The sequence below is a fragment of the Mesorhizobium sp. B4-1-4 genome (genome assembly GCF_006439395.2).
Classification (GTDB): Bacteria; Pseudomonadota; Alphaproteobacteria; order Rhizobiales; family Rhizobiaceae; genus Mesorhizobium.
Genome location: NZ_CP083950.1, coordinates 1,761,314 through 1,783,720, shown reverse-complemented (window position 1 = coordinate 1,783,720; position 22,407 = coordinate 1,761,314). Strand labels below are relative to the sequence as shown.

Genomic DNA, 22,407 nt, shown 5'->3' with positions numbered 1-22,407 from the left:
CCCTGCGGACGCCAGGCCGGAAAACCGCTTTCGGGATATGGCGGTAAGCGGCTTACTTCTTGACCGCCGCCGCGACTTCCGCCGCGAAATCCGTCTCTTCCTTTTCGATGCCTTCGCCGAGCGCGAAGCGCAGATAGGCCGTGATCTTGGCCGGGGCGCCGATTTCCTTCTCGGCATCCTTCAGCGCCTTCTCGACGGTGATGTCGGGATTGAGCACGAAGGCCTGCTTCAGGAGCACGACTTCCTCGTAGAACTTACGCAGGCGGCCTTCGACCATCTTCTCGATGATCGCCTCCGGCTTGCCCGACTGGCGCGCCTGGTCGGAGAAGATCGCCTTTTCACGTTCCACCGCGGCCGGATCGATCTGCTCTGCCGTCAGCGCCATCGGGTTGGTGGCAGCGACATGCATGGCGACCTGACGGCCAAAGGCGTTGGCGGCGTGCTCATTGCCGGTGGTCTCGATCGCGACCAGCACGCCGAGCTTGCCGAGGCCGTCGGCAACCGCGTTGTGCACATAGGTCGCCACCGCGCCATGCGGCACGGTGAGCTTGGCCGAGCGGCGGAAGCCCATGTTCTCACCGATGGTGCCGACCGCGTCCTTGATCGTGTCGGTGACCGACTTGTCCGAACCCGGATATTGGGCGGCCGCGACCGCCTCGGTCGTGCCGTAGGCAAGCGCCACCTTGGCGACGTTGGCGACGATTTCCTGGAAGGCGGCATTGCGGGCAACGAAGTCGGTCTCGGAATTGACCTCGACGACCGCAGCCTCGCGCACCCCATTGTCGACGCCGATCAGGCCTTCGGCAGCGGTACGGCCGGCCTTCTTGTCGGCCTTGGAGATACCCTTCTTGCGCAGCCAGTCGACGGCCTCTTCCATGTTGCCGTTGGTCTCGTTCAACGCCGCCTTGCAGTCCATCATGCCCGCGCCGGTCAAGTCGCGGAGTTCTTTGACCTGTGCAGCCGAAATGCTCATTGTCGCCTCTTTGTTTTAAATGCACCGACGCACCATCGGCATTCGATGGTGCGTCTGTTTAGCGTGCCAAAATATGAGAAAGATGAAGGCCGCAACCGGCCTTCGACTATCAAGCTTTGGGAGCTTCCGACGCCGGAGCCGGATCGAGCGCCGGTTCGACCGGGGCTTCAACCGAAGCGCCGATGTCGACGCCGAGCGCGCCCTGCTGACGGGCGATGCCGTCGATCGCAGCCTTGGCGATCAGATCGCAATAAAGCTGGATGGCGCGGGCCGCGTCGTCATTGCCGGGGATCGGGAAGTCGATCTTGTCCGGGTCGCAGTTCGAATCGATGATCGCGACGACCGGAATGCCGAGGCGCTTGGCCTCGAGAATGGCGATCGCTTCCTTGTTGGTGTCGATCACGAACATCAGGTCGGGCGTCGAGCCCATGTCCTTGATGCCGCCCAGCGCCTTGTCGAGCTTCTCGCGCTCGCGATCGAGGTTCAGGCGTTCCTTCTTGGTCAACCCTTGCGCCTCGCCGGCAAGCATCTCGTCGAGCTTGCGCAGGCGCTGGATCGAGTTCGAGATCGTCTTCCAGTTGGTCAGCATGCCGCCGAGCCAACGCGAATTGACATAGTACTGTGCCGAACGCTGCGCCGCATCGGCGACGATATCAGACGCCTGGCGCTTGGTGCCGACGAACAGCACGCGGCCGCCCTTGGCGACGGTGTCCGAAACCTGCTTAAGCGCCTGGTGCAGCAACGGCACCGTCTGCGACAGGTCGATGATGTGGATGTTGTTGCGGGCGCCATAAATGTAGGGCGCCATCTTCGGGTTCCAGCGATGGGTCTGGTGGCCGAAGTGAATGCCAGCTTCCAAAAGCTGGCGCATGCTGAAATCAGGCAGTGCCATTCTCATTTTCCTTTCCGGTTAGCCTCCACGGACACAGGCATTTTTGGACCTCAGTCCTCGAACGCCACCGGAGGTTTCAGCCGGATTTCTCCCGGGCAGACACCAAAGTCCGTGTGTGGAATGAGCGGGCATATAGAGGGGAAGCGCGACAAACGCAAGCGTTGTGGCGCCTCAGCGCTCAGCGTGCGGCAATCAGCGCTCCGGTACCGATCATGGCGCTGCCGGCGAACCTGTTCATCAGCCGCATGCGCCTGGGCGTCGTGAACCAGCCCGATGCTCGGCCCGCCAGGGCGGCATAGATCCCCATGGTAACGACATTGACGCTGATGACGACGGCCACCACGAGCAGGCCATCGAAAAAGGTCATCGTATCGAGGTTGAGGATCAGCGGCATGATCGAGGCGTGAAAGAGGATCGCCTTTGGATTGCCGAGCGCAATGGACGCGCCGAGCAGGAACGATCGCGACAACCTTGCTTCAGCCACCTGCGGTTTATCCGGCTGCGCGGCTGCGGCACGCCACATCCGGATCCCGAGATAGATCAGATAGGCGGCGCCTGCATATTTCAGCAGAAGAAAGACCCATTCGAAGGTCTGGGCCAGCGCCACCAGCCCGAGCAGTGCGAGGGTGACCAGCACGGCATCGCCGGCGGCGACGCCGACGCCGGCCATGAAGGCGCGACGGAAACCGCGCGACACACCATTGGTGATGACCGCGAACATCGCCGGACCTGGCGTCGCGGCGGCCAGCGTAATCGCGGCGCAATAAGCCAGGAATGCCGTTGGGGTCATGACTTGGCCTTTCCGTTGGCCACACGCACGCGCCGGAAGATTGCGACGATCTGCTCGCGGCTGCATTCGACGGCGCCGAGCCGCACCGCCCGGTCGCGCTCGAAGCCGGTTATGTCATAATGCGGTGCCGATGTCTTGGGCGGGCCCTGGTAGGACGAGCGCTTGATGCCGAGCTCGGCGGCAAAGCGATGCAACTCGTCGGTATCATCAGCCAGGAGGTGGCACCAGAGATGACCGGCCCACTTCCAGATCGCCGCATCGACATAGACCGCCATCAAGCCCGCCGCGGCCAGCTCAATTGCGCTGCTACTTCGACACCGGGCAGGGCTTTGTCTGGTCGAACAGCGACAGGTTGACCAGTTTGCCGGTCATCGAGAAATCGCCATAATCCATGACGAGATCGCGGGTGATGCCGTTTTCGTGCAGCTTGAAGCTGATCCGGTATTCCGGCACCTCTTCGCCGTTCTGGGCGCTGTCGTCGAAATAGGCGATGTCGACCGGCCAGTATTTGTCGGTGGCGAGCTTCGCCAGCGCCGGCGCCTCGGGATCGGCCTTGTCGGCGTCGGTCTTCTTGCCGACGACGACGGTGGTCGTCATCACCTTGTTGGCATCTTCCGAACCGTCGAACAGGTTTGTCTGGTAGAAGTTTTCGCCCTTCTCGGCCTTGCCGATCAGTTCGACCAGATGCTGGGTCGGAAACTGGGTGGTGGCTAGCTCCAGGCTGTTCTTCTCGGGCTTGTCGATAACGACTTTCAACCCCTTGGCATTTTTCGTGGCCATACCCTTGACCTCCTTGTCGAGATTCTGGTCGACAAAGGATTTGGTCACGAACGAAAAAGTCTTGCCTTCGGCGTCCTCGAACGTCGTCGTCTGCTGGTCGGTCAGTCTGGTGTTGTCGTTGGTGACGATCTGGGTGACGAAACGGAATTTAACCGTATAGCCTTCGCAAGCCGAACCGTTGAATTCATAGACCATGCGCCCGGATATGCCTGTAATGCCGGAGCGGTCTGAGGCCTTGTTGAGGGTAAGGTCGTACACGGCGCGGTGCGCCTGCAACGCCGGCACGGCAAAGGCGGGGCCCATCGAGAAGACCGCCGACAAAAAAACGGCGTTGAATGCGAGGCGCGTTGCGCGCATGGGGTACTCCGATCGTCGCGGCTGGTGGCAGGCCGCAGGGAAAGATGGTCCAGCTTAAAAAAAGTCGTGGCGGAAGCGAGGCAAAAATAGCAATTTCGGCCCGGCCAGCGCGGCGCCTTCCAGCAATAGGGAAAAGCAATGAGTGAAACAATCGAAAAGCGGCTAAGCGATCTCGGCGTGACGCTTCCTGTCGCGGCCGCGCCCGCGGCCAACTACGTGCCCTATTGCAGGACCGGCCACCTGCTGTTCACCGCCGGACAGTTGCCGCTCAAGGACGGCAAGCTGCAGGCGACCGGGCTGCTCGGCCGCGACGTCGACACCGCTACCGGCAAGGACGCGGCAAAATACTGCGCGATCAACATTCTGGCCCAGGCCAAGGCCGCCCTCGGTGATCTTGAGAAGATCCGCAGGCTGGTGAAGATCACCGTCTTCGTCGCCTCCGCCGCTGACTTTGTCGAGCAGCATCTGGTTGCCAACGGCGCCTCCGATTTCCTGGTCGCCGCCCTTGGCGAGCGCGGCAAGCATGCCCGCTCCGCTGTCGGCACCGCCTCGCTGCCGCTTAACGCCGCGGTGGAAATCGAAGCAATCTTCGAAGTCGAGTGAGCGAAGGCCTGACATGACCGACCTCTCCTGGCTGATCGCCCGGCCCGTTGCCCATCGCGGCTTTCACGACATGAACAAGACGCGCTGGGAAAACACGCTTTCCGCCTTCGCAGCCGCGGCCGAACGTGGCTATGCCATCGAATGCGACGTGCATCTGTCGTCGGACGGCGTTCCCATCATCATCCATGATGACGACCTGAAAAGGCTGACCGGACAGGATGGCTTCGTCTGGCAACGCAGCGCGGCTGAACTGACCGCGCTCAAGGTTGGGGGCACGGCCGATCACGTGCCGACGCTGCAGGAAGCGCTCGACCTCGTCGATGGTCGCGTGCCCATTGTCGTCGAACTGAAAGGGATTCCCGGTCGGGACGAAGGCCTGGTGGCGCGAGTCGGCAAGATGCTCAAGCGCTACACGGGCAAGGCGGCGATCATGTCGTTCGATCATTGGCTGATCCGCGATTTCCCAAAGCACGCGCCTGGCCTTCCCGCTGGATTGACGGCCTACGGCAGGGACCTCAAGCTGATCGAAGCGCATTTCGCCATGCTGGCGCATGAGCTCTCCTTCACGTCGTATGCCGCCGGCGACCTGCCGAACCCGTTTGTCAGTTTCGTGCGTGAAAAACTCAAAATGCCAGTTATCACCTGGACAGTGCATGATCAGCCCGCGGTCGACCTGACCTTCAAATATGCGGATCAGATGACATTCGAAGGGTTCGAACCCGACCTCGTCGAGATCGCCTGAACGAGGTGACTCAAACGTGACTTGTAGCGGCCCGGATGGAGCTTAAATAAGCCGCATGGATCAGGGCGATGACGGCGACGGGCAAACAGCGAACGCGGAGTTTTCAATCCGCATCGCCGCTGGTATCGGTGCCTTCACTTGCGATGAATGGGATGGCTTTGTCGGCACGTCGCGCAATAATGCAGAAAGCGGCTACAATCCCCTCGTTTCATTTGCTTTTTTGAGCGCGCTTGAGGATTCCGGTTGCGCTGTCAGGCGCACCGGCTGGCAAGGACATCACCTGCGGCTCGAAAATGCACAAGGCAGGCTGCTGGGCGCAGTCCCCTGCTATTTGAAATCGCACAGCCAGGGCGAATATGTGTTCGACCACGGCTGGTCGGATGCCTTCGAGCGGGCCGGCGGCCGCTATTACCCGAAACTGCAGTGCGCCGTGCCATTCACGCCCGTCACCGGCCCTCGCCTGCTGGTCAGCAAGGGCGAGGATCAGGATGCGGTGAAGGCTGGTCTTGCGGCCGGTCTCAAAATGGTGACCGACAAGCTCGGCGTGTCCTCGGCGCATGTCACCTTCGCGCAGGAGAACGACGTCGCGACGCTCGAGGCCGCGGGCTTCCTGCATCGCACCGACCAGCAGTTCCACTTCTTCAACGAAGGCTTTTCGACATATGACGACTTCCTCGCCACGCTGGCTTCGCGCAAGCGCAAGGCAATGAAGAAGGAACGGCGCGAGGCGCTTGCCGACGGTATCTCAATCGACTGGCTGACCGGCAAGGATCTGACCGAAAAGGCCTGGGACGACTTCTTTACCTTCTACATGGACACCGGCAGCCGCAAATGGGGCCGCCCCTATCTGAACCGCCAGTTCTTTTCGCTGATCGGCGAACGCATGGCGGACGACATCCTGCTGGTGATGGCCAGGCGCAACGGGCGCTACATTGCCGGAGCCATCAATTTCATCGGCTCCGACGCGCTCTACGGCCGCAACTGGGGCTGCATCGAGGATCACCCTTTCCTGCATTTCGAAGTCTGTTACCACCAGGCCATCGACTTCGCCATCGAACGCAAGCTGAAGGTGGTCGAGGCGGGCGCGCAAGGGGAGCACAAGCTGGCACGCGGCTACCGGCCGGTGACCATGCATTCGGCCCATTACATTTCGCACCCTGGCTTACGCAACGCGGTCGCCGACTACCTCAGGCGCGAAAGGCGCGAGGTGGAGCGGATGGGCGAATATCTGGAAGAGCATACCCCATTCCGCAAGGATCTCGAGGAATAGCAGGCGTTTCCATCACGCACCTGTCCAATCCGGATGGTCGATCTCGCCTGATCGCCCGTCATCGTCTTGCCGCTCCCGAAGAGCTTCGCTACACGGGACGGCGAGGCACAATCTGGAGCATTCGCCATGGCTGAAACCGCCTATGACACCGACAACATCTTCGCAAAGATCCTGCGTGGCGAAATTCCCTCGTATCGCGTTTACGAAGACGATGCGGTCATGGTCTTCATGGATGTGATGCCGCAAGGACCGGGGCATACGCTGGTGGTGCCAAAGGCACCGTCGCGCAACATCCTCGACGCCGACCCGGCGACCTTCGGCCCATTGTTTGCCGTCGTGCAGAAAGTGGCGGTGGCCGTGAAAAAGGCCTTCAACGCCGACGGCGTCACCCTCATGCAGTTCAACGAGCCGGCCTCCGGACAAACCGTCTACCACCTGCATGTCCATGTGGTTCCGCGCTTCGAGGGCGTGCCGCTCAAACCGCATTCCGGACAGATCGAGAAGCCGGAAGTGCTGGCCGAGAATGCCGGCAAGATCCGTGCCGCACTCGCAAGCTGAGGCGTCTGTTCGCCGGCTTCGCATGATGACTGTGGCGCAAAAAAGCCCCGTCTCCGGGGCTTTTTTCATACTGGAGCAAGAGCTGTCAGCCCTTGCGGGGCAGTTGCGGTACCAGGCTGCGCTTGCCGCCATCCTTGCCCTTGGGCTCCGGCTTCTGCGCCACTACCTTTTTTGCGGCAGGCTTCTTGGCCACCGCCTTGCGCGGCTTCGGCGCGTCTTCCGGCTCTTCCTTCTTAGGCTTCACCGGCGCTTCGTCGGCCAGCGATTCGAGCTTCAGGCCGGTCTCGCCGGTTTCCTTCTTCTCGACGGTGACACGCACCGTGCCGCCCTTCTTCAGCTTGCCGAACAGCACCTCGTCGGCCAACGGCTTCTTGATGTGCTCCTGGATCACGCGGCCGAGCGGCCGTGCCCCCATGCGCTCGTCATAGCCCTTGTCGGCGAGCCAGGCGATCGCATCCGGCGACAGGTCGAAGGTGACGCCACGCTCGGAGAGCTGGGCTTCGAGCTGCATGACGAACTTCTGCACCACCTGATGGATGACCGGCACCGGCAGCGAGCCGAACGGGATGATCGCATCGAGGCGGTTGCGGAACTCCGGCGTGAACAACCGGTTGATCGCCTCGACATCGTCGCCTTCGCGCTTGGTCGAACCGAAGCCGATCGCCGCGCGCTGCGCATCCGACGCACCCGCATTGGTAGTCATGATCAGGATCACGTTGCGGAAGTCGATCTGCTTGCCGTTGTGGTCCGTCAGCTTGCCGTGGTCCATGACCTGCAACAGGATGTTGAACAGGTCCGGATGTGCCTTTTCCACTTCGTCCAGCAGCAGCACGCAATGCGGATGCTGGTCGACACCATCGGTCAACAGACCGCCCTGGTCGAAGCCGACATAGCCGGGAGGCGCGCCGATCAGCCGGGAAACGGTGTGGCGTTCCATGTATTCCGACATGTCAAAGCGGATCAGCTCCACGCCAAGCGAAGCAGCCAACTGCTTGGCGACCTCGGTCTTGCCGACGCCGGTCGGGCCCGAGAACAGGTAGGAGCCGATGGGCTTTTCCGGTTCCCGCAGGCCGGCCCGCGCCAGCTTGATCGCCGAGGTGAGCGCGGTGATAGCGGTATCCTGGCCGTAGACGACGCGCTTCAGCTCGATATCGAGGCCCTGCAGCACCTTCTCGTCGTCGGCCGAAACCGTTTTCGGCGGGATGCGCGCCATGGTCGCGATGGTGGCTTCGATCTCCTTGATGCCGATGGTCTTCTTGCGCTTGGCTTCCGGCACCAGCATCTGCGAGGCCCCGGTCTCGTCGATCACGTCGATCGCCTTGTCCGGCAGCTTGCGGTCGTTGATGTAGCGCGCCGACAGTTCCACCGAGGCCTTGATTGCTTCGCTGGTGTAGCGAACCTTATGGAATTCCTCGAAATAGGGCTTGAGGCCCTTCATGATCTCGATGGCGTCCTCGACGGTCGGCTCGTTGACGTCGATCTTCTGGAAGCGCCGCACCAAAGCGCGGTCCTTCTCGAAGAACTGGCGGAACTCCTTGTAGGTGGTCGAGCCGATGCAACGGATCGCACCCGACGACAGGGCCGGCTTCAACAGGTTCGAAGCGTCCATGGCGCCGCCCGACGTTGCGCCCGCACCGATCACGGTGTGGATTTCGTCGATGAACAGCACCGCGCCCGGATAATCCTCGAGTTCCTTGACGACCTGCTTCAGCCGTTCCTCGAAATCGCCGCGATAGCGCGTGCCGGCCAGCAGCGTGCCCATGTCGAGCGCGAAGATGGTGGCGTTGTGCAGCACTTCGGGGACGTCGCCCTCGACGATGCGCTTGGCCAGCCCCTCGGCGATCGCCGTCTTGCCGACGCCGGGATCGCCGACGTAGAGCGGGTTGTTCTTCGAGCGGCGGCACAGCACCTGGATGGTGCGGTTGATCTCCGACTCGCGCCCGATCAGCGGATCGATCTTGCCGGCCTTGGCCTTGTTGTTGAGATTGACGCAATAAGCCGTCAGCGCATCCTGCTGCTGTTTCTTCTTGCCGCCTTCCTCCTGCGGCTCGGCGCCATTCTGGCCGCCCTGCTCGTCATCGGCGCCACGCGGCGAGCGCGTCTCCGATGCGCCCGGACGCTTGGCGATGCCGTGCGAGATATAGTTGACCGCGTCGTAGCGGGTCATCTGCTGTTCCTGCAGGAAATAGGCGGCATGGCTCTCGCGCTCGGCGAAGATGGCGACGAGCACGTTGGCGCCCGACACCTCCTCGCGGCCCGACGACTGCACATGGATCACAGCGCGCTGGATGACACGCTGGAAGCCGGCCGTCGGCTTGGAATCCTCGTCGTAACCGGTGACGAGGTTGTCGAGCTCGGTGTCGATATAGGTGAGAACGGTATGCTTCAGCTCGTCGAGATCGACGTTGCAGGCGCGCATGACGGCGGCGGCCTCCGTGTCGTCGATCAACGCGAGCAGCAGATGTTCAAGGGTTGCATATTCATGGTGCCGCTCATTGGCGAGCGTCAGCGCCTGGTGAAGCGCCTTTTCCAGGCCTTGGGAGAAAGCCGGCATGTTACCTCACTTCTTCTCCATCACGCATTGCAGCGGATGCTGATTCTGTCGGGCGAAATCCATGACCTGAGACACTTTGGTCTCGGCCACCTCGAATGTATAGACCCCGCACTCGCCCACTCCATGATTGTGAACATGAAGCATGATGCGTGTGGCGGCTTCGCGGTCCTTCTGGAAAAAACGCTCCAGCACGTGAACCACGAACTCCATCGGAGTGTAGTCATCGTTGAGGATGAGGACCCGGTAGAGGCTGGGCTTCTTGGTCTTGGTTTTGGTGCGCGTGATGACCGCCGTCCCGCGGCCGGCCTCATTGCCGTCACCGCCGCCGTTTTGCATCCGCGCCACTTGTTTCGTGGCAGTCAAACCGATCGTCACGTAATCCTGCCTCTTCGAATCCTCATGCGAGTTCAACATGTAGGTGTTCGATGGACGATTTTAAGCCCTTCTGGTTAGCTGACAATATGGCTAGGTGACCAAACTTGGCGGATTTTCGCAATCGTGAAGCGTGACGCGGCCATGAACCGGAAATTGACATGAAAAAACCCGGCCGCGTTTCCGCGACCGGGTTTGTCCCAGGCCCAAAAGGGCCGGAGTTAGACTGTCAGGCGAAAATTACTTCGCCTTGGCAACGATCGATTCGAACGGCTTGTAGGCTTCCTTGGCGAGTTCGGCATAGAGGTCGCCAATCTTGGTGGCCTCGGCAACGAATGCCTCGTAGGACTGCTTGGCGTAGTCGGACTGGATCTCGATCGCCTTGTCCAGCGACTTGGCCGAGAACAGCTTCTCGAAGGCGGCGCTGCCGGCTTCGAAGCTCTTCTTGGTGTATTCACCGGCCTCGGTGGCGATCGCCTGAGCGCCCTTCGACAGCGAAGCGAAGCTCTTCAATCCGGTGTCGGCAAACTCTTTGCCGTATTTGCTGAAATCTTCGTAGGTCTGGGTCATTTCGTGATTCCCTTGACGGTTGCCTGTTCATAGGACGCGCCCTGTCCGGGCGGCGTTTTGTGCAATGCACGTAACATATTGTGCGCTGCACAAAAAGTCAACATTTCGCCCACTGGAGGCACCGCCCGAACGTCAATGGCTAAGATTCGAATAAAGAGAGCTTCAAGCCCGAAGAAAATGGTGAACGCGGCGGTTACCATAAACGGATTGGTAACGCTGCCCCGGTAGCTTGGCCGGAAGTGAGGCAGGATCCCTTTGCCGCCTCCAAAGCAACGAGAATTCAAAGGAACTACCAGTGCGTCAGGCGTTGTCGGGCATCGTTTCCAAATCCACCTCTCCCCTCAAAACGATCATGATCATCGCCATGGCGATGACGTTTGTCGTTGCCGGCCCCGCCTCGTCCTTGGCGGCGAGGTCGTCCGCCATCGTGGTCGACGCCAAGACCGGCAAGGTGCTCTATTCAGCCGATGCCAACGGCCGCCGCTACCCGGCCTCGCTCACCAAGATGATGACGCTTTATCTGACCTTCGAAGCGATGGCGGCGGGCAAGATCGGCAAGAACTCGCCAGTCGTGTTTTCCGCCAAGGCGTCCGCGGAGGCGCCGACGAAGCTCGGAGTGAAGCCTGGCGGTTCGGTGACGGTCGAGACCGCCATCCTGTCGATAGTCACCAAGTCGGCCAACGACTCGGCGACAGCACTCGGCGAAATGTTGGGCGGCAACGAAACCAATTTCGCCCGAATGATGACCGCCAAGGCGCGTCAGCTCGGCATGAACGGCACCGTCTTCCGCAACGCCAACGGCCTGCCCGACCCGGGTCAGTTCACCACGGCGCGCGACATGGCCACGCTCGGCATCGCGCTCCGGGAGCATTTCCCGCAATATTACGGCTATTTCTCGCAGCGATCTTTTCTCTACGGCCGCCAGCGCATCAACGGTCACAACCGTCTGCTTGGACGCATCAAGGGCGTCGACGGCATCAAGACCGGCTATACCCGCGCCTCCGGCTTCAATCTCGTCTCGTCAGTGTCCGACGGCAACCGCCGCCTTGTCGCCGTTGTGATGGGCGGCACCTCGGGCGGCAGCCGTGACAACCAGATGGCGAGCCTGATCCACACCTATATGCCGCGGGCCTCGACCCGCGGCGATGGTGATCTGGTTGCCAAGGCCGACAGCAACCCGGTCAAGGCAATTGCCAAAGTCCTCCTGCCCAAGCACGACGCGCCGACCCCGGACGACAAGCCGGTGGCGGTGGCCAGTGCCGATGACGCCGTTGCCGAGGATGCGATGGTCGCCCAGGATGAAGACAATGCCGACAGCACTGCCGAGGCCGAGACTCCCAAACTCGTCGCCCCGGCAAAGAAGGTGAAGACGGTCATCGTCTCCAGCCCGAAAGTCGCCACGGCACAGGTCGTGGCCGCCTATGCCGAGCCGGCCCCCGCCGTCGATCCGGTCAGCACCGCGTCGGTACCGTCGGGCTGGGCGATCCAGGTCGCCTCTTCGCCGAAACAGTCCGAAGCCCAGGCATTTCTCGACAAGACCACCAAGCAAGCGCCCAAGGTGCTGGCCGATGCTTCCGGCTTCACCGTCGCCTTCGACAAGGATGGCGAGACCTACTACCGCGCCCGTTTCGGCGGTTTCGACTCGAAGGATGCCGCCTGGAAGGCCTGCACCGCTTTGAAGAAGAAGAAGATCGCCTGCTACGCCGTCCAGCAGTAAGGCGGCGAAATATCTCCCGGAAAATTTCTGCGTCGAAGGAGAACTAGTTGTGATTGGAGAGCAAGACGTCCTTGGCTTCGTTAATCCGCGCCGCCAGGAAAGACGTGCCGCCGACATCGGGGTGCAGGCGCTGCATCAGGCGGCGGTGCGCCTTGCGGACATCCGCCGCGGCGGCCCCCGCTTCAAGACCAAGGACCTTGTAGGCCTCCTCCTTAGTCATGGCGCCCGGACCTGGCGCAACACCCAGCCCTTCGCCACCGTTCGTCTCAGTGTTTTTGCGCCAGACGGGAAATCTGCCGTCAAGATACGTCTCTAGCAGCTGGCGGCTCTCCGCATCGCCGGAGAGTTCGCGGTAGAGATGCTGCAATTCCGAAAGACCCATCGCGCCAAGCATCTTGCCGTCGTGGCGGCCGGCCAGAACCAGTCCTTCTAGGCCACCCGTATTGTGGTCGAGCTCCATCTCGAGGGCTGCCGTCCGCACCATCGAGCGTTTCCCAGGCGCCAGATTGGCATTTGGCCGGCTCGCGCGCGTGGCGCCGTACCAGGCGATCGACGCGAACAGGATGATACCGCCGATCCCTTGACGTCCGACCAGGAGCACCGCGCCACCAACCAGTGCCAGCAGGATCGGCCCAACTGTTTTCATCCCGGTTGCGAGCCGGGCCGGATTGGCCTGGAGGAAAGCCGAGGCTATGCCCAGCAGCACCAGCAGCAATGCGACCAGAACGATAATTGCGCCTAACATTTCCCACTGCCCCGCAGGTGCCCTGTCCGCCTGGACAACCGCGTGATGTCCTTCAACACTTTTTCTGCGCCGGAATCATGGCCTTCCCGCAGACAAGAATAGGGCCGCGATACGAACCGGGTCCGCCAACGCCGCAGCCTTCGTCGACTTCGACAGTTTCATCGCGCATGAATTTCAAGATGTGGCGTTGTCGCGCCGCTTGCAAGTCCAGTGCGAAGCAAGATAGAGGGCCAGAAACCAGCCCGCGACAGCAACGGGCAACGCTTCGGCTCGATGAGCTATAGCAAGCCCAGCTCGGCAAGCTCGCGCCGGAGTTTCGGCGGCATCTCGACCAAACCCGCCTTGCCTTTGCCGAGATCGGCCGGTGCGTCCGATGGCTTCAGATAGCGCCACCCCTGGAATGCCCGGCGCGGCTGCCAGTCGGTGCGCACGACTTGCTGGTCGAGAACCAGGTGACAGCGGCCGATGCCCTCATCGTCGGTAAAAGGTCGGATCTCCGTGATCAACTGACGGCATTGGACGCTGCCCTTGATTACCCAATAGAGCGAGCCGCCGTCGGTGATCTCGGCGCCGCGCGTCGGCATCATGCGGGTCGTGTGCCAGTGTTCGGCCGCTTCGCCGGCCCGGCGCCGTTCGTCGAGGCGGAATGCAATCCATTCCTCGAGATCCTCGACGCTGTCGCAGCCGACGCATAGTTTCAGGAGATTGAGAGCCATTCCCGAAGATTTAATCCGGTGCACCAACGCGTCAACGGCCTGAACAAGTTCTCCACAGTGCCAGACGCCTGCTCAGCACTCCACGACATTGACAGCCAGGCCGCCAAGGCTGGTTTCCTTGTACTTCTCGTTCATGTCGAGGCCGGTCTGGCGCATGGTCTCGATCGCTGCGTCGAGTGGCACGAAATGGACGCCGTCGCCCTTGATCGCCAGGGATGCCGCCGTCACCGCCTTGACGGCGCCAAGCGCGTTGCGCTCGATGCACGGCACCTGCACCAGCCCGCCGACCGGATCGCAGGTCATGCCGAGATGGTGTTCAAGAGCGATCTCGGCGGCGTTCTCGACCTGCTCGGGCGTGCCGCCCATGACGGCGCACAGGCCTGCCGCGGCCATTGCCGAGGCGGAGCCCACCTCGCCCTGGCAGCCGACCTCGGCGCCGGAGATCGACGCATTGGATTTGATGATGCCGCCGACAGCGGCAGCCGTCAGCAGGAAGTCGCGGATGCTTGGCTGGTCGGCCTCGGGATGGAAATGCAGCCAATAGCGCAGCACCGCAGGCAGTGTGCCCGCGGCTCCATTGGTGGGGGCGGTGACGACGCGGCCGCCAGCCGCATTCTCTTCGTTCACGGCCATCGCGTAGATCGACAGCCAGTCATTGGCGAGCAAGGGATTCGGCCGATTCTGTTGCCACTGCTCCTGCAGCTTGTCGTGGAGCTGTCTGGCGCGGCGCCGCACCTTCAGCCCGCCCGGCATGACGCCGTCCTGCGACAGCCCGCGGTCAATGCAGCCCTTCATGGCACTCCAGATGGCGTCGAGACCGGCGTCGAGCTCTTCGCGCGACATCTGCGTTTCCTCGTTGACGCGCTTCATGTCGGCAATCGAGAGGCCGCTGTTGGCGGCCATCTTCAGCATCTCGACCGCATTTTTGAAGGGATACGGCACTTTCCTGCCTTCTGCCGGCACCGACCCCTTGGCCCTCATCCGCTGCAACTCTTCTTCCGAGACCACGAAGCCGCCGCCGATCGAATAGTAAATGCGCTTGAGCAGCAGGCGGCCGCCGGCATCGTAGGCATAGAACGCCATGCCGTTGGCGTGCCCGGTAAGCGGCGTCTTGCGGTCGAGCACCAGATCGGTGGCCGGGTCGAAACGGTAGGAGGGATGGCCGGGCGGTGAGATCAGCTTGTCGGCGGTGATCCGGCTGACGATTTCATCGGCCTGGTCGGGGTCGACCGTTTGCGGGGTCTGGCCGGCGAGGCCAAGGATGACAGCGCGGTCGCTGCCATGGCCGATGCCGGTATAGGCGAGCGAGCCATGCAGGCTGGCGCCGATGCGGGCAATTTTGGCGCCGGCGGGCCGCGGCCAGTCATCTCCCGCGACCTCGTCGAGAAACCGCCGCGCGGCCGTCATCGGCCCCATCGTATGCGAACTGGAGGGGCCGATGCCGATCTTGAACAGGTCGAAAACCGAAAGGAACACGCTGTCTCCTGAGTCACGTCGAGGACTACATATAGGAATTGTGTCGGGATGTTTCCGCTCTTTTGGCAATCGCGGCGCAGCATCTGCCGACCTTGTTTGCTCCGGCAGCGACATTGATTGCGGGAGAATCAGGGCGCGGCTATTCTGCACGTCGCGCATCGATGCGATTTTTGCGGTTGCCCAGGGGGATATGATGCTTGTGTTGGATGCCAGGCCGAAACCGGTGCATATCGATCCCACCCGGACAGCGGTCGTCGTCGTGGACATGCAGAACGCCTTTGCCTCGGAGGGCGGCATGTTCGACCTGGCTGGCATCGACATATCGGGCGCGGCCCCGGCCATCGACGCCAACAGGCGCCTGCTCGCGGCCGCCCGCAAATGCGGCGTGACGGTGGTCTACCTCCAGATGTCTTACAAACCCGACCTCAGCGACGCGGGAGACCCTTCCTCGCCGAACTACCAGAAGGAATTGGGCATGGTGCTGATGCGCGAGCGCCCAGAGCTTCGCGGCAGACTGTTGATCGACGGCAGCTGGGATTGGCGGATCGTCGACGCCCTGAAGCCCGAGCCAGGCGACGAGGTCATCCGCAAATCGCGCTACAGCGGTTTTTGCAACACGGGCCTGGAAGCATACCTGCGTGCCCGGAAAATCCGCTATCTCTTGTTCACCGGGGTCGCCACCAACATCTGCGTCGATGCAACCGCGCGCGACGCTTACATGCTGGAGTTCTGGCCTATCCTGGTCGAGGACGCGATCAACCATTCGGGCCCGGATTTCAATCGCCAATCGACATTGTGGAATTTCGAGAACGCCTTGGGATGGGTCACCAGCACCGACAAAGTCATTAAGGCCTTGGAGATGGAAGTCACCGAACCCTTGCTGACCTGAGCCAACCAAAGCAGGTACAAGAAAGCATGGACGATTCCTCCTACCTGTCGACGGCCGACCTCGCGGCGCTCGGCTTTTTCCTCCTGGCCTGGGTGCTCCATACGCTTGCTTCCGACGGCAGGTTGGTCAGCCGCATGTCACTGACGACGGCGATGAATGCGCAGCGCGAAGCCTGGATGCGCACCATGGCCGAGCGCGAGATCCGCATCGTCGACACCGCTATCATGAGCGGCCTGCAGCATGGAACCGCCTTCTTCGCCTCCAGTTCGCTGATCGCGCTCGGCGGCTGCTTTGCCTTGCTCGGCGCCTCCGACCGGGTTCTTGAAGTGCTAAGCAACCTGCCGCTCGGCAGCGCGCCGTCACGCTCGGCCTTTCAGATCAAGGTGCTCGGGCTGGTACTGATCCTGGCTTTTTCCTTCTTCAAATTCGGCTGGGCCTACCGGCTGTTCAACTATTGCTCGATCCTGATAGGCGCCGTGCCGATCCCGCATGGCGAAGCCTCGCGCAACCCGGTCACCGAAACGGCTGTCTGGCGCGCGACGCAGATGAACATGCTGGCCGGCAAGCATTTCAACTCGGGCCTGCGCGGCGTGTTCTTCTCGATCGGCTATCTCGGCTGGTTCGTCGATCCCGTGGTGTTCGTGCTGTCGACGCTTCTGCTGCTGGCCGTGCTCGTGCGGCGCCAGTTCTTCTCGGCGGCGCGGCGCGCCGTCATTGGTCAGCCGCCCGGCGCCGGAAAGGGCTGATCGATACGGCCGGAATGCCAATAGGCGAAAAGCCCGATCCATTCGCGGATCGCCATGGTCGTGTTCTGCAAGGAATCGGCGGCGTTGTCGCGAAACAGGCCGACGCCCTCCTTGCCAGAGGTGCGATAGTCGACCGGCCATGGGATGGTTGGAAAACCGGCTTTGTCGAACAACGCCTTGGCCCGGGGCATGTGGAAGGCGGAGGTCACCAGCAGCCAGGTCTCGCCCGGCTTCGGATCGACCAGTTTGCGGCTGAAGACCGCATTTTCATAAGTGTTGCGGGACTTGTCCTCGAGGACGAGGCGATCGGCCGAGACACCCAGCGGGCCGAGCAGGCGGGGCGCGGTGTCGGCGTCGCCCTCGCCATCAAGGAAAAGCGAACCGTTTCCGCCTGATATAACCACTTTGGCCTGCGGGAAGCGCCGGGCCAGGATCGCGGTCTCGACCATGCGATCGCCGCTGGTGCTCAATTCGTAGCCACCGCGCACGAGGTTGATGGCGCCCTCGAAGCCGCCGCCGAGCACGACGATGCCGTCCACCTTCTCCGGTAGCGGCGGCCGTGGAAAGCGTTCCTCCAGCGGATTGAGCATCATGGCGCCAAGCGAGGTCCAGGCCGACAGGGCGAGGATCAGGAAGGCGAGCACGCTGCTGGTGCCGGTAAGCCGCCGGTGGCCGAAAAGCGCTGCCAGCAAGCCTGCCAGCAGTAGCAAGATGGCAAGGTTGAGCGGCTGAATGAAGAACCAGAATATCTTGGAAAGATAGAAGAACATCGCTCACCCCATCACAGCGCCGCGCGTGCTTGGACGCGCAAAGGACGCTGTAAAACTTTGATTCTGCGCATGATCCTTTCCGAAATCGATTCCGGTATTCGGGGCCATGCGCTAGTCGAGCGATACCCTTACCACCACTTCTCCGGCTGGAATGTGCCGGCCGCCTGTTCGATGACAGCCGCCGTCTGGAACAGCGTTTCTTCCTCGAACGGCCTGCCGATCAGCTGCAGGCCGAGCGGCAGCCCCTTGGGGTCGAGACCGGCGGGCACGGCGATGCCCGGCAGGCCGGCCATGTTCACGGTGACCGTGAAAATGTCGTTGAGATACATCTTGACCGGATCGGATGCCATGTCCTCGTCGGCGATGCCGAAGGCGGCGGACGGTGTCGCAGGCGTCAGGATGACATCGACACCGGCGGCGAAGACGTTTTCGAAGTCGCGCTTGATCAGGTTGCGCACCTTCTGCGCCTGCAGATAGTAAGCGTCGTAATAGCCGGCCGAGAGCACATAAGTGCCGATCATGATGCGGCGCTTGACCTCGCGGCCGAAGCCCGCGGCGCGGGTCTTCTCATACATTTCGACGATGTCCTTGCCCGGCACGCGCAGCCCATAGCGGACGCCGTCATAGCGCGCCAGGTTGGACGACGCCTCGGCGGGCGCCACGATATAGTAAGCCGGCAGCGCGTATTTGGTATGGGGCAGGGAGATATCCACGATCTCGGCGCCGGCCTCTTTAAGCCAGGCAATGCCCTTCTGCCACAGCGCCTCGATCTCTTCGGGCATGCCGTCGACGCGATACTCCTTGGGAATGCCGACCTTCATGCCCCTGATCGGCTTGCCGATCGCCGCCTCGTAGTCCGGCACCGGCCGGTCGACGGAAGTGGTGTCCTTTGGATCGACGGAGGCCATCGACTTGAGCAGGATCGCGGCGTCGCGCACGTCACGGGCGATCGGGCCGGCCTGGTCGAGCGAAGAAGCGAAGGCGACGATGCCCCAGCGCGAGCAGCGGCCATAGGTCGGCTTGATGCCGACCGTACCGGTGAAGGCGGCCGGCTGGCGGATCGAGCCGCCGGTGTCCGTCGCCGTGGCGCCTGCACACAGGAAGGCAGAGACGGCGGTCGCCGAACCGCCGGAAGAACCGCCCGGCACCAGCTGCGCATTGTCCAGGCTGCGCTGGGTTTTCGTGCCACCGGCCGATACGAAACCGCCATCGCCCTGATGCGTCGTCGGCATCACCACCGTGTCGAGGCGCGAACGCCGCCACGGATTGATGACCGGGCCATAATAGGAGGTCTCGTTGGACGAGCCCATGGCGAACTCATCCATGTTGAGCTTGCCGAGCATCACCGCGCCGTCGGCCCAAAGATTTGCTGTGACGGTCGATTCGTAGCGCGGCTTGAAGCCGTCGAGCACGTGGCTGCAGGCCTGGGTGTGGACACCCTCGGTGCCGAACAGGTCCTTGATCCCCAACGGAATGCCTTCCAGCGCACCGCCCTCGCCCTTGACCAGCCTTGCGTCGGACGACTTGGCCATGTCGCGCGCCTTGTCGCCGGTGACCGCGACATAGGCATTGAGCGCCGGATTGGCGCGGTCGATCGCGGAGAGATAAGCCTCGGTGATCTCGGTCGCGGTGATTTCCTTGTCGCGCAGCTTGGCGCGGGCCTGCGAAATCGTCAGTCGGGTCAGGTCGTCGCTCATCAAAGGCTCTTTTCGTAAAACACCGACCACTCGGAATCGGGATAATCCAGCACCGGGCCGCAGCGCGAAAACCCGGCACGCTCGTACACGGTCCATGCGGCGGGATGACGGTCGCCCGTCTCCAGCACCAGCCGCTTCAGCCCTTCATCGCGGGCCAGCGCCTCGACCCGCTCGACGATCCTGGCGCCGATCTTCTGGCCGCGATGCGAAGGCCGCGTGTACATGCGCTTGACCTCGCCGATGGCATCGCCATGGCGTTTCAGCGCACCGCAACCAATGGCGACGCCCCTATCGCGGGCGATGAAAACGGTCGTGTCCTGGCCTGCCATCTGCTCGACTGTCAGGTGGTAGCAATGCTCCGGCGGCGTCAATTCGAGCAAGGTCTCGTTGAGTTCCCTGACCAGGCCGCGCACGTCGTCCTGCAACGGCGTCTCGATGGCGATCTCGATTGCCATCGGCGCGTTACTCCACGACCTTCGGCACGAGGAAGAAGTTTTCTTCGGCCGCCGGTGCGTTGGCGACGATGTCGGCCGCCTTGTTGCCGTCGGTGACGACATCCCTGCGCTTCTTCATCTCCATCGGGGTCACCGAGGTCATCGGTTCGACACCGGAAACATCGACCTCGTTCAGCTGCTCGACGAAGCCCAGTATGGCGTTCAATTCGCCGGTCATGCGTTCGGCATCTTCCTCGCTCACCGCGATGCGGGCGAGATGCGCGACGCGCTTCACTGTCTTGAGATCAACGGACATGTATTTTGCCTCGGGGAAAACCAGTCCGGGCTATAGCGGCGCGGCACGCGGTGCGCAACATGCATCATGAGAAGCGTGGGCCGGCGTACTCCGAAGCCGTTTAGCTCTGCCGGTACCCGGTATCGTGATGGACCGAGATGGTCAGCCGCGCATCAGGGAGCGGCTGCAAGGATAGCCGGCAGCGGAGGATGGCAATACAGAAAAAGCCTCCGCTGACGATCTCCAACTGCCATTATGCACCGACTGTTTCTAAATCGTAATCGTCTCGCCGATCTTCGGCAAAGCGACCTTGACGCCGGATCCTTCCAGGCCGGTCTCGAATTTCTCGGCGGTCGGATCGATCATCGGAAAGGTGCCGAAGTGGCAAGGGACGACCGTCTCGAACTTGAAGAAGCGGCGGCAGGCAAGCGCCGCCACCGCGCCGCCCATGGTGAAACGGTCGCCGACCGGCACGATGCCGATCTTCGGCTCATGCAACTCGTTAATCAGCGCCATGTCGGAAAAGATGTCGGTATCGCCCATATGATACAGCGTGCCGTCTTCCGGGAAATGCAGAACCAGCCCGCCGGGATTGCCGAGATAGACATTCTTGCCGCCCTCTTCGCCAAACGAGGACGAGTGCAGCGCCTGGACGAAAGTGGTGGTGAAGCCGCCGCAATCGACCGTGCCGCCGATGTTGCCGGGATTGATCTTCTTGTCGCTGACGCCCTTCCCGACGAGATACATGCAGATCTCGAAATTGGCGACCAACTGGGCGCCGCTCTTGCCGAGAACTTCCAGCGCGCCGCTGATGTGGTCGCTGTGCCCGTGCGTCAAAAGGACATGCGTGATCCCCTCCGCCGGCCCTTCCCAGCCGCCGGTCCAGGACGGATTGCCGATCAGATAGGGGTCGATGAGGATCTTGGCGTCGCCGGTTTCGATGCAAAAGGCCGAGTGGCCGTACCAGGTCAGTTTCATGGATGCATTCCTCGATTTTTGCCGGCCCACAGGATAGAACGCCAATAGCCCCGAGATCAAAGGGTATAGTGTGCCTTGCATCCGCAAGAGCGCGCGCGGCTGAAAAAGACAAGGGAAACCGTTGGCTATCATCACGATTGAGCAATTGCCGGCATGGCTCGCCGATGGCAGGACGCTGGCAGGGCTCGATCTCGGCGACAAGACGATCGGCGTCGCGGTTTCCGACCGGGGTTTCTCCTTCGCTCACCCACGTCCGGTCATTAACCGGAGGAAATTCTCGCTCGATGCCGCGGCCTTGCTGGCTTTGCTGAAGAAGGAGAACGTCGGCGCGGTGGCGATCGGACTGCCGATCAACATGGATGGGTCCGAAGGCCCGCGCGCACAGAAATCGCGCGCCTTCGTGCGCAACATGGCGCAATTGAGCGACCTGCCATTCGTGTTCTGGGATGAGCGACTGTCGACGGTCGCGGCCGAAAGGACGCTGATCGAAATGGATTTCTCGCGCGCCAAACGCGCCGGCAAGATCGATTCGGCCGCGGCGGCCTTTATTCTGCAGGGAGTTCTGGACCGGCTCCAGTCACTCGATGCAGCCGCTCGAACGGAGCCTGACCCGCCGTCCGCCCCTTGATCCAGCCCCAGATTTCGCGGCGGCGGCGGAACGCCCACAGCGCCATCAGCAGAAGCCCGTCGAAGATGCACGTCTTCGCCACCATTCCGGGGATGATCGACGGGTCGATGCCCAGCATCTGGCCGTAGAGCTGGAAGAAGAAGTCGTGCGTCTGCCGGGTGAACATGACGTAGCCGAAATTGATGTCGTTGGCCGACAGATAGAACCAACCCCAGAAAATCGCCATCGGGCCCGCCCACATCGCGAAGATGTAGCGCATCAGCGGCCTCCCTTCGGCCCGGCCCGGCCCGATATCAGGGACAGCAGCGAATTGTGGGCCGCCGCCTTCGCCATGCCATGCGCCGTGGCACGGAAATCGGCATCATCCGACGCCGCTGCCGAGCGCCGTTCGGCGAGCATGGCGACGTAGGACGCCAGGAGTGCGGCCAGTTGCACGGCCACCATCATGAAAAGACCGTTGATGCCTTGTGCTGCGCCGCCGATCAGGATCATCGACAACACGCCGGAAGCCGAGATGAAGGCTATGCGAACAACGCTGTCCGCGCCCGGGCTGGCCGTGTCGTTGATCAGCGTATCGACAAAGGCCCAGAAGAACAGCACCGACACGACTAGCAATGCGATCGCCAGCGGCGCGACCACGACGACGTTCTCCAGATCGACGAAACGAGCGCTCCCAATGGTCACGCCGAGCACGCCTAGAGCCGCCGCCACACCACGGTTTCCGTCGATGCAGATCAGTGCCAACAGGGCGAAAACGATCGCCCAGTGCACGGACAAGAAAGAGGTCAATACATGTCGCATCGTGATTCCTGCTTCGACAGGAATGACAGTGGGCTTTGCGCTTCGCCGCCGCAA

At 62.1% G+C, this 22,407-nt stretch carries 26 protein-coding genes; 8 read left to right on the top strand and 18 right to left on the bottom strand.

Features of this window, described 5'->3' with window-relative positions:
- Positions 1–52 precede the first annotated feature (52 nt).
- The 5 genes from tsf to FJW03_RS08560 all read right to left on the bottom strand — a co-directional run bounded on the left by tsf (position 53) and on the right by FJW03_RS08560 (position 3,792).
- Complete coding sequence (gene tsf, locus FJW03_RS08580) at positions 53–973, bottom strand: translation elongation factor Ts (RefSeq protein ID WP_140606990.1); 921 nt, start codon at positions 971–973, stop codon at positions 53–55.
- Between the two features lie 109 nt (positions 974–1,082).
- Positions 1,083–1,865, bottom strand: coding sequence for a 30S ribosomal protein S2 (gene rpsB, locus FJW03_RS08575; RefSeq protein ID WP_140606991.1), 783 nt, complete (start codon positions 1,863–1,865; stop codon positions 1,083–1,085).
- Positions 1,866–2,043: 178 nt separating this feature from the next.
- Positions 2,044–2,655, bottom strand: a complete 612-nt coding sequence (locus FJW03_RS08570; protein WP_140760138.1) for a LysE family translocator — start codon at positions 2,653–2,655, stop codon at positions 2,044–2,046.
- A complete protein-coding gene (locus FJW03_RS08565) occupies positions 2,652–2,930 on the bottom strand; it encodes a DUF4031 domain-containing protein (RefSeq protein ID WP_140606993.1) in 279 nt (92 codons plus the stop codon). Before FJW03_RS08565 ends, FJW03_RS08570 begins: the two co-directional genes overlap by 4 nt.
- A gap of 31 nt (positions 2,931–2,961) precedes the next feature.
- A complete protein-coding gene (locus FJW03_RS08560; protein ID WP_140692878.1) occupies positions 2,962–3,792 on the bottom strand; it encodes a cell envelope integrity EipB family protein in 831 nt (276 codons plus the stop codon).
- 138 nt (positions 3,793–3,930) lie between these two features.
- Here FJW03_RS08560 and FJW03_RS08555 point away from each other — a divergent pair, with 138 nt between their 5' ends.
- The 4 genes from FJW03_RS08555 (at position 3,931) to FJW03_RS08540 (ending at position 6,965) form a co-directional block, all read left to right on the top strand.
- Complete coding sequence (locus FJW03_RS08555) at positions 3,931–4,395, top strand: RidA family protein (protein ID WP_140606995.1); 465 nt, start codon at positions 3,931–3,933, stop codon at positions 4,393–4,395.
- A gap of 13 nt (positions 4,396–4,408) precedes the next feature.
- Positions 4,409–5,137: a glycerophosphodiester phosphodiesterase gene (locus tag FJW03_RS08550; protein WP_140692881.1), complete on the top strand. Its 729-nt coding sequence runs from the start codon at positions 4,409–4,411 to the stop codon at positions 5,135–5,137.
- A gap of 55 nt (positions 5,138–5,192) precedes the next feature.
- The gene (locus tag FJW03_RS08545) at positions 5,193–6,407 is read left to right on the top strand and encodes a GNAT family N-acetyltransferase (protein WP_140692883.1); all 1,215 of its coding nucleotides are present in this window, start codon (positions 5,193–5,195) and stop codon (positions 6,405–6,407) included.
- A 126-nt stretch (positions 6,408–6,533) separates the two neighbouring features.
- Positions 6,534–6,965 (top strand): HIT family protein, encoded by a 432-nt coding sequence (locus tag FJW03_RS08540; protein WP_140760135.1) that lies wholly within the window; start codon positions 6,534–6,536, stop codon positions 6,963–6,965.
- A gap of 85 nt (positions 6,966–7,050) precedes the next feature.
- Here FJW03_RS08540 and clpA read toward each other — a convergent pair whose 3' ends face one another.
- The 3 genes from clpA to FJW03_RS08525 form a co-directional block, all read right to left on the bottom strand.
- Positions 7,051–9,519 (bottom strand): ATP-dependent Clp protease ATP-binding subunit ClpA, encoded by a 2,469-nt coding sequence (gene clpA, locus FJW03_RS08535; protein ID WP_140760133.1) that lies wholly within the window; start codon positions 9,517–9,519, stop codon positions 7,051–7,053.
- 6 nt (positions 9,520–9,525) lie between these two features.
- Entirely contained in the window at positions 9,526–9,855 is a 330-nt protein-coding gene (gene clpS / locus FJW03_RS08530; RefSeq protein ID WP_010909565.1) for an ATP-dependent Clp protease adapter ClpS, read from the bottom strand.
- Between the two features lie 276 nt (positions 9,856–10,131).
- Positions 10,132–10,461: a phasin family protein gene (locus FJW03_RS08525; RefSeq protein ID WP_095774324.1), complete on the bottom strand. Its 330-nt coding sequence runs from the start codon at positions 10,459–10,461 to the stop codon at positions 10,132–10,134.
- 295 nt (positions 10,462–10,756) lie between these two features.
- Here FJW03_RS08525 and FJW03_RS08520 point away from each other — a divergent pair, with 295 nt between their 5' ends.
- Complete coding sequence (locus FJW03_RS08520; RefSeq protein ID WP_140760131.1) at positions 10,757–12,178, top strand: D-alanyl-D-alanine carboxypeptidase; 1,422 nt, start codon at positions 10,757–10,759, stop codon at positions 12,176–12,178.
- 43 nt (positions 12,179–12,221) lie between these two features.
- Here the strand turns inward: FJW03_RS08520 and FJW03_RS08515 are convergent, their stop codons facing one another.
- From FJW03_RS08515 to FJW03_RS08505, 3 genes are all read right to left on the bottom strand, one after another.
- On the bottom strand, positions 12,222–12,923 hold the full coding sequence (locus FJW03_RS08515; RefSeq protein WP_140692888.1) for a DnaJ domain-containing protein: 702 nt from the start codon (positions 12,921–12,923) through the stop codon (positions 12,222–12,224).
- A 278-nt stretch (positions 12,924–13,201) separates the two neighbouring features.
- Positions 13,202–13,639, bottom strand: a complete 438-nt coding sequence (locus tag FJW03_RS08510) for a DUF1489 family protein (RefSeq protein ID WP_140760129.1) — start codon at positions 13,637–13,639, stop codon at positions 13,202–13,204.
- A gap of 72 nt (positions 13,640–13,711) precedes the next feature.
- Positions 13,712–15,115 carry an L-serine ammonia-lyase gene (locus FJW03_RS08505; RefSeq protein WP_140760127.1) on the bottom strand — a complete coding sequence of 468 codons (1,404 nt, stop codon included), beginning with the start codon at positions 15,113–15,115 and terminating at the stop codon, positions 13,712–13,714.
- A 193-nt stretch (positions 15,116–15,308) separates the two neighbouring features.
- On the opposite strand from FJW03_RS08505, the gene FJW03_RS08500 reads away from it, so the two are divergent.
- On the top strand, positions 15,309–16,004 hold the full coding sequence (locus FJW03_RS08500; RefSeq protein WP_140760374.1) for a cysteine hydrolase family protein: 696 nt from the start codon (positions 15,309–15,311) through the stop codon (positions 16,002–16,004).
- Between the two features lie 26 nt (positions 16,005–16,030).
- Positions 16,031–16,750, top strand: a complete 720-nt coding sequence (locus FJW03_RS08495; protein ID WP_140760125.1) for a DUF599 domain-containing protein — start codon at positions 16,031–16,033, stop codon at positions 16,748–16,750.
- Here the strand turns inward: FJW03_RS08495 and FJW03_RS08490 are convergent.
- From FJW03_RS08490 to FJW03_RS08470, 5 genes are all read right to left on the bottom strand, one after another.
- On the bottom strand, positions 16,723–17,520 hold the full coding sequence (locus FJW03_RS08490) for a YdcF family protein (protein ID WP_140760122.1): 798 nt from the start codon (positions 17,518–17,520) through the stop codon (positions 16,723–16,725). The genes FJW03_RS08495 and FJW03_RS08490 overlap by 28 nt on opposite strands.
- A gap of 128 nt (positions 17,521–17,648) precedes the next feature.
- Positions 17,649–19,217, bottom strand: a complete 1,569-nt coding sequence (locus tag FJW03_RS08485; protein ID WP_140760120.1) for an amidase — start codon at positions 19,215–19,217, stop codon at positions 17,649–17,651.
- Complete coding sequence (locus FJW03_RS08480; protein ID WP_140760118.1) at positions 19,217–19,672, bottom strand: GNAT family N-acetyltransferase; 456 nt, start codon at positions 19,670–19,672, stop codon at positions 19,217–19,219. Before FJW03_RS08480 ends, FJW03_RS08485 begins: the two co-directional genes overlap by 1 nt.
- Positions 19,673–19,679: 7 nt before the next feature.
- Positions 19,680–19,967, bottom strand: a complete 288-nt coding sequence (gene gatC / locus FJW03_RS08475) for an Asp-tRNA(Asn)/Glu-tRNA(Gln) amidotransferase subunit GatC (RefSeq protein WP_140607009.1) — start codon at positions 19,965–19,967, stop codon at positions 19,680–19,682.
- A 249-nt stretch (positions 19,968–20,216) separates the two neighbouring features.
- Positions 20,217–20,924: a metal-dependent hydrolase gene (locus FJW03_RS08470; protein WP_140760116.1), complete on the bottom strand. Its 708-nt coding sequence runs from the start codon at positions 20,922–20,924 to the stop codon at positions 20,217–20,219.
- A 121-nt stretch (positions 20,925–21,045) separates the two neighbouring features.
- On the opposite strand from FJW03_RS08470, the gene ruvX reads away from it, so the two are divergent.
- Complete coding sequence (gene ruvX, locus FJW03_RS08465) at positions 21,046–21,552, top strand: Holliday junction resolvase RuvX (protein ID WP_140692905.1); 507 nt, start codon at positions 21,046–21,048, stop codon at positions 21,550–21,552.
- Here the strand turns inward: ruvX and FJW03_RS08460 are convergent.
- Both FJW03_RS08460 and FJW03_RS08455 read right to left on the bottom strand, forming a co-directional pair.
- A complete protein-coding gene (locus FJW03_RS08460; protein ID WP_140607012.1) occupies positions 21,470–21,811 on the bottom strand; it encodes a DUF6105 family protein in 342 nt (113 codons plus the stop codon). The two genes, ruvX and FJW03_RS08460, sit on opposite strands and share 83 nt — an antisense overlap.
- Positions 21,811–22,353, bottom strand: a complete 543-nt coding sequence (locus tag FJW03_RS08455) for a hypothetical protein (protein WP_140760114.1) — start codon at positions 22,351–22,353, stop codon at positions 21,811–21,813. Before FJW03_RS08455 ends, FJW03_RS08460 begins: the two co-directional genes overlap by 1 nt.
- Positions 22,354–22,407: the final 54 nt, after the last annotated feature.

Bases quoted from the DNA above. Each gene is read 5' to 3' on its own strand.
- FJW03_RS08565 (WP_140606993.1), bottom strand. From the start codon at position 2,930: ATGGCGGTCTATGTCGATGCGGCGATCTGGAAGTGGGCCGGTCATCTC.
- tsf (WP_140606990.1), bottom strand. From the start codon at position 973: ATGAGCATTTCGGCTGCACAGGTCAAAGAACTCCGCGACTTGACCGGC.
- FJW03_RS08500 (WP_140760374.1), top strand. From the start codon at position 15,309: ATGCTTGTGTTGGATGCCAGGCCGAAACCGGTGCATATCGATCCCACC.
- FJW03_RS08555 (WP_140606995.1), top strand. From the start codon at position 3,931: ATGAGTGAAACAATCGAAAAGCGGCTAAGCGATCTCGGCGTGACGCTT.
- FJW03_RS08495 (WP_140760125.1), top strand. From the start codon at position 16,031: ATGGACGATTCCTCCTACCTGTCGACGGCCGACCTCGCGGCGCTCGGC.
- gatC (WP_140607009.1), bottom strand. From the start codon at position 19,967: ATGTCCGTTGATCTCAAGACAGTGAAGCGCGTCGCGCATCTCGCCCGC.
- clpA (WP_140760133.1), bottom strand. From the start codon at position 9,519: ATGCCGGCTTTCTCCCAAGGCCTGGAAAAGGCGCTTCACCAGGCGCTG.
- FJW03_RS08490 (WP_140760122.1), bottom strand. From the start codon at position 17,520: ATGTTCTTCTATCTTTCCAAGATATTCTGGTTCTTCATTCAGCCGCTC.
- FJW03_RS08515 (WP_140692888.1), bottom strand. From the start codon at position 12,923: ATGTTAGGCGCAATTATCGTTCTGGTCGCATTGCTGCTGGTGCTGCTG.
- FJW03_RS08560 (WP_140692878.1), bottom strand. From the start codon at position 3,792: ATGCGCGCAACGCGCCTCGCATTCAACGCCGTTTTTTTGTCGGCGGTC.
- FJW03_RS08550 (WP_140692881.1), top strand. From the start codon at position 4,409: ATGACCGACCTCTCCTGGCTGATCGCCCGGCCCGTTGCCCATCGCGGC.
- FJW03_RS08460 (WP_140607012.1), bottom strand. From the start codon at position 21,811: ATGCGCTACATCTTCGCGATGTGGGCGGGCCCGATGGCGATTTTCTGG.
- FJW03_RS08480 (WP_140760118.1), bottom strand. From the start codon at position 19,672: ATGGCAATCGAGATCGCCATCGAGACGCCGTTGCAGGACGACGTGCGC.
- FJW03_RS08545 (WP_140692883.1), top strand. From the start codon at position 5,193: ATGGATCAGGGCGATGACGGCGACGGGCAAACAGCGAACGCGGAGTTT.
- FJW03_RS08525 (WP_095774324.1), bottom strand. From the start codon at position 10,461: ATGACCCAGACCTACGAAGATTTCAGCAAATACGGCAAAGAGTTTGCC.
- FJW03_RS08485 (WP_140760120.1), bottom strand. From the start codon at position 19,217: ATGAGCGACGACCTGACCCGACTGACGATTTCGCAGGCCCGCGCCAAG.
- FJW03_RS08570 (WP_140760138.1), bottom strand. From the start codon at position 2,655: ATGACCCCAACGGCATTCCTGGCTTATTGCGCCGCGATTACGCTGGCC.
- FJW03_RS08470 (WP_140760116.1), bottom strand. From the start codon at position 20,924: ATGAAACTGACCTGGTACGGCCACTCGGCCTTTTGCATCGAAACCGGC.
- FJW03_RS08510 (WP_140760129.1), bottom strand. From the start codon at position 13,639: ATGGCTCTCAATCTCCTGAAACTATGCGTCGGCTGCGACAGCGTCGAG.
- FJW03_RS08455 (WP_140760114.1), bottom strand. From the start codon at position 22,353: ATGCGACATGTATTGACCTCTTTCTTGTCCGTGCACTGGGCGATCGTT.
- clpS (WP_010909565.1), bottom strand. From the start codon at position 9,855: ATGCAAAACGGCGGCGGTGACGGCAATGAGGCCGGCCGCGGGACGGCG.
- rpsB (WP_140606991.1), bottom strand. From the start codon at position 1,865: ATGGCACTGCCTGATTTCAGCATGCGCCAGCTTTTGGAAGCTGGCATT.
- FJW03_RS08540 (WP_140760135.1), top strand. From the start codon at position 6,534: ATGGCTGAAACCGCCTATGACACCGACAACATCTTCGCAAAGATCCTG.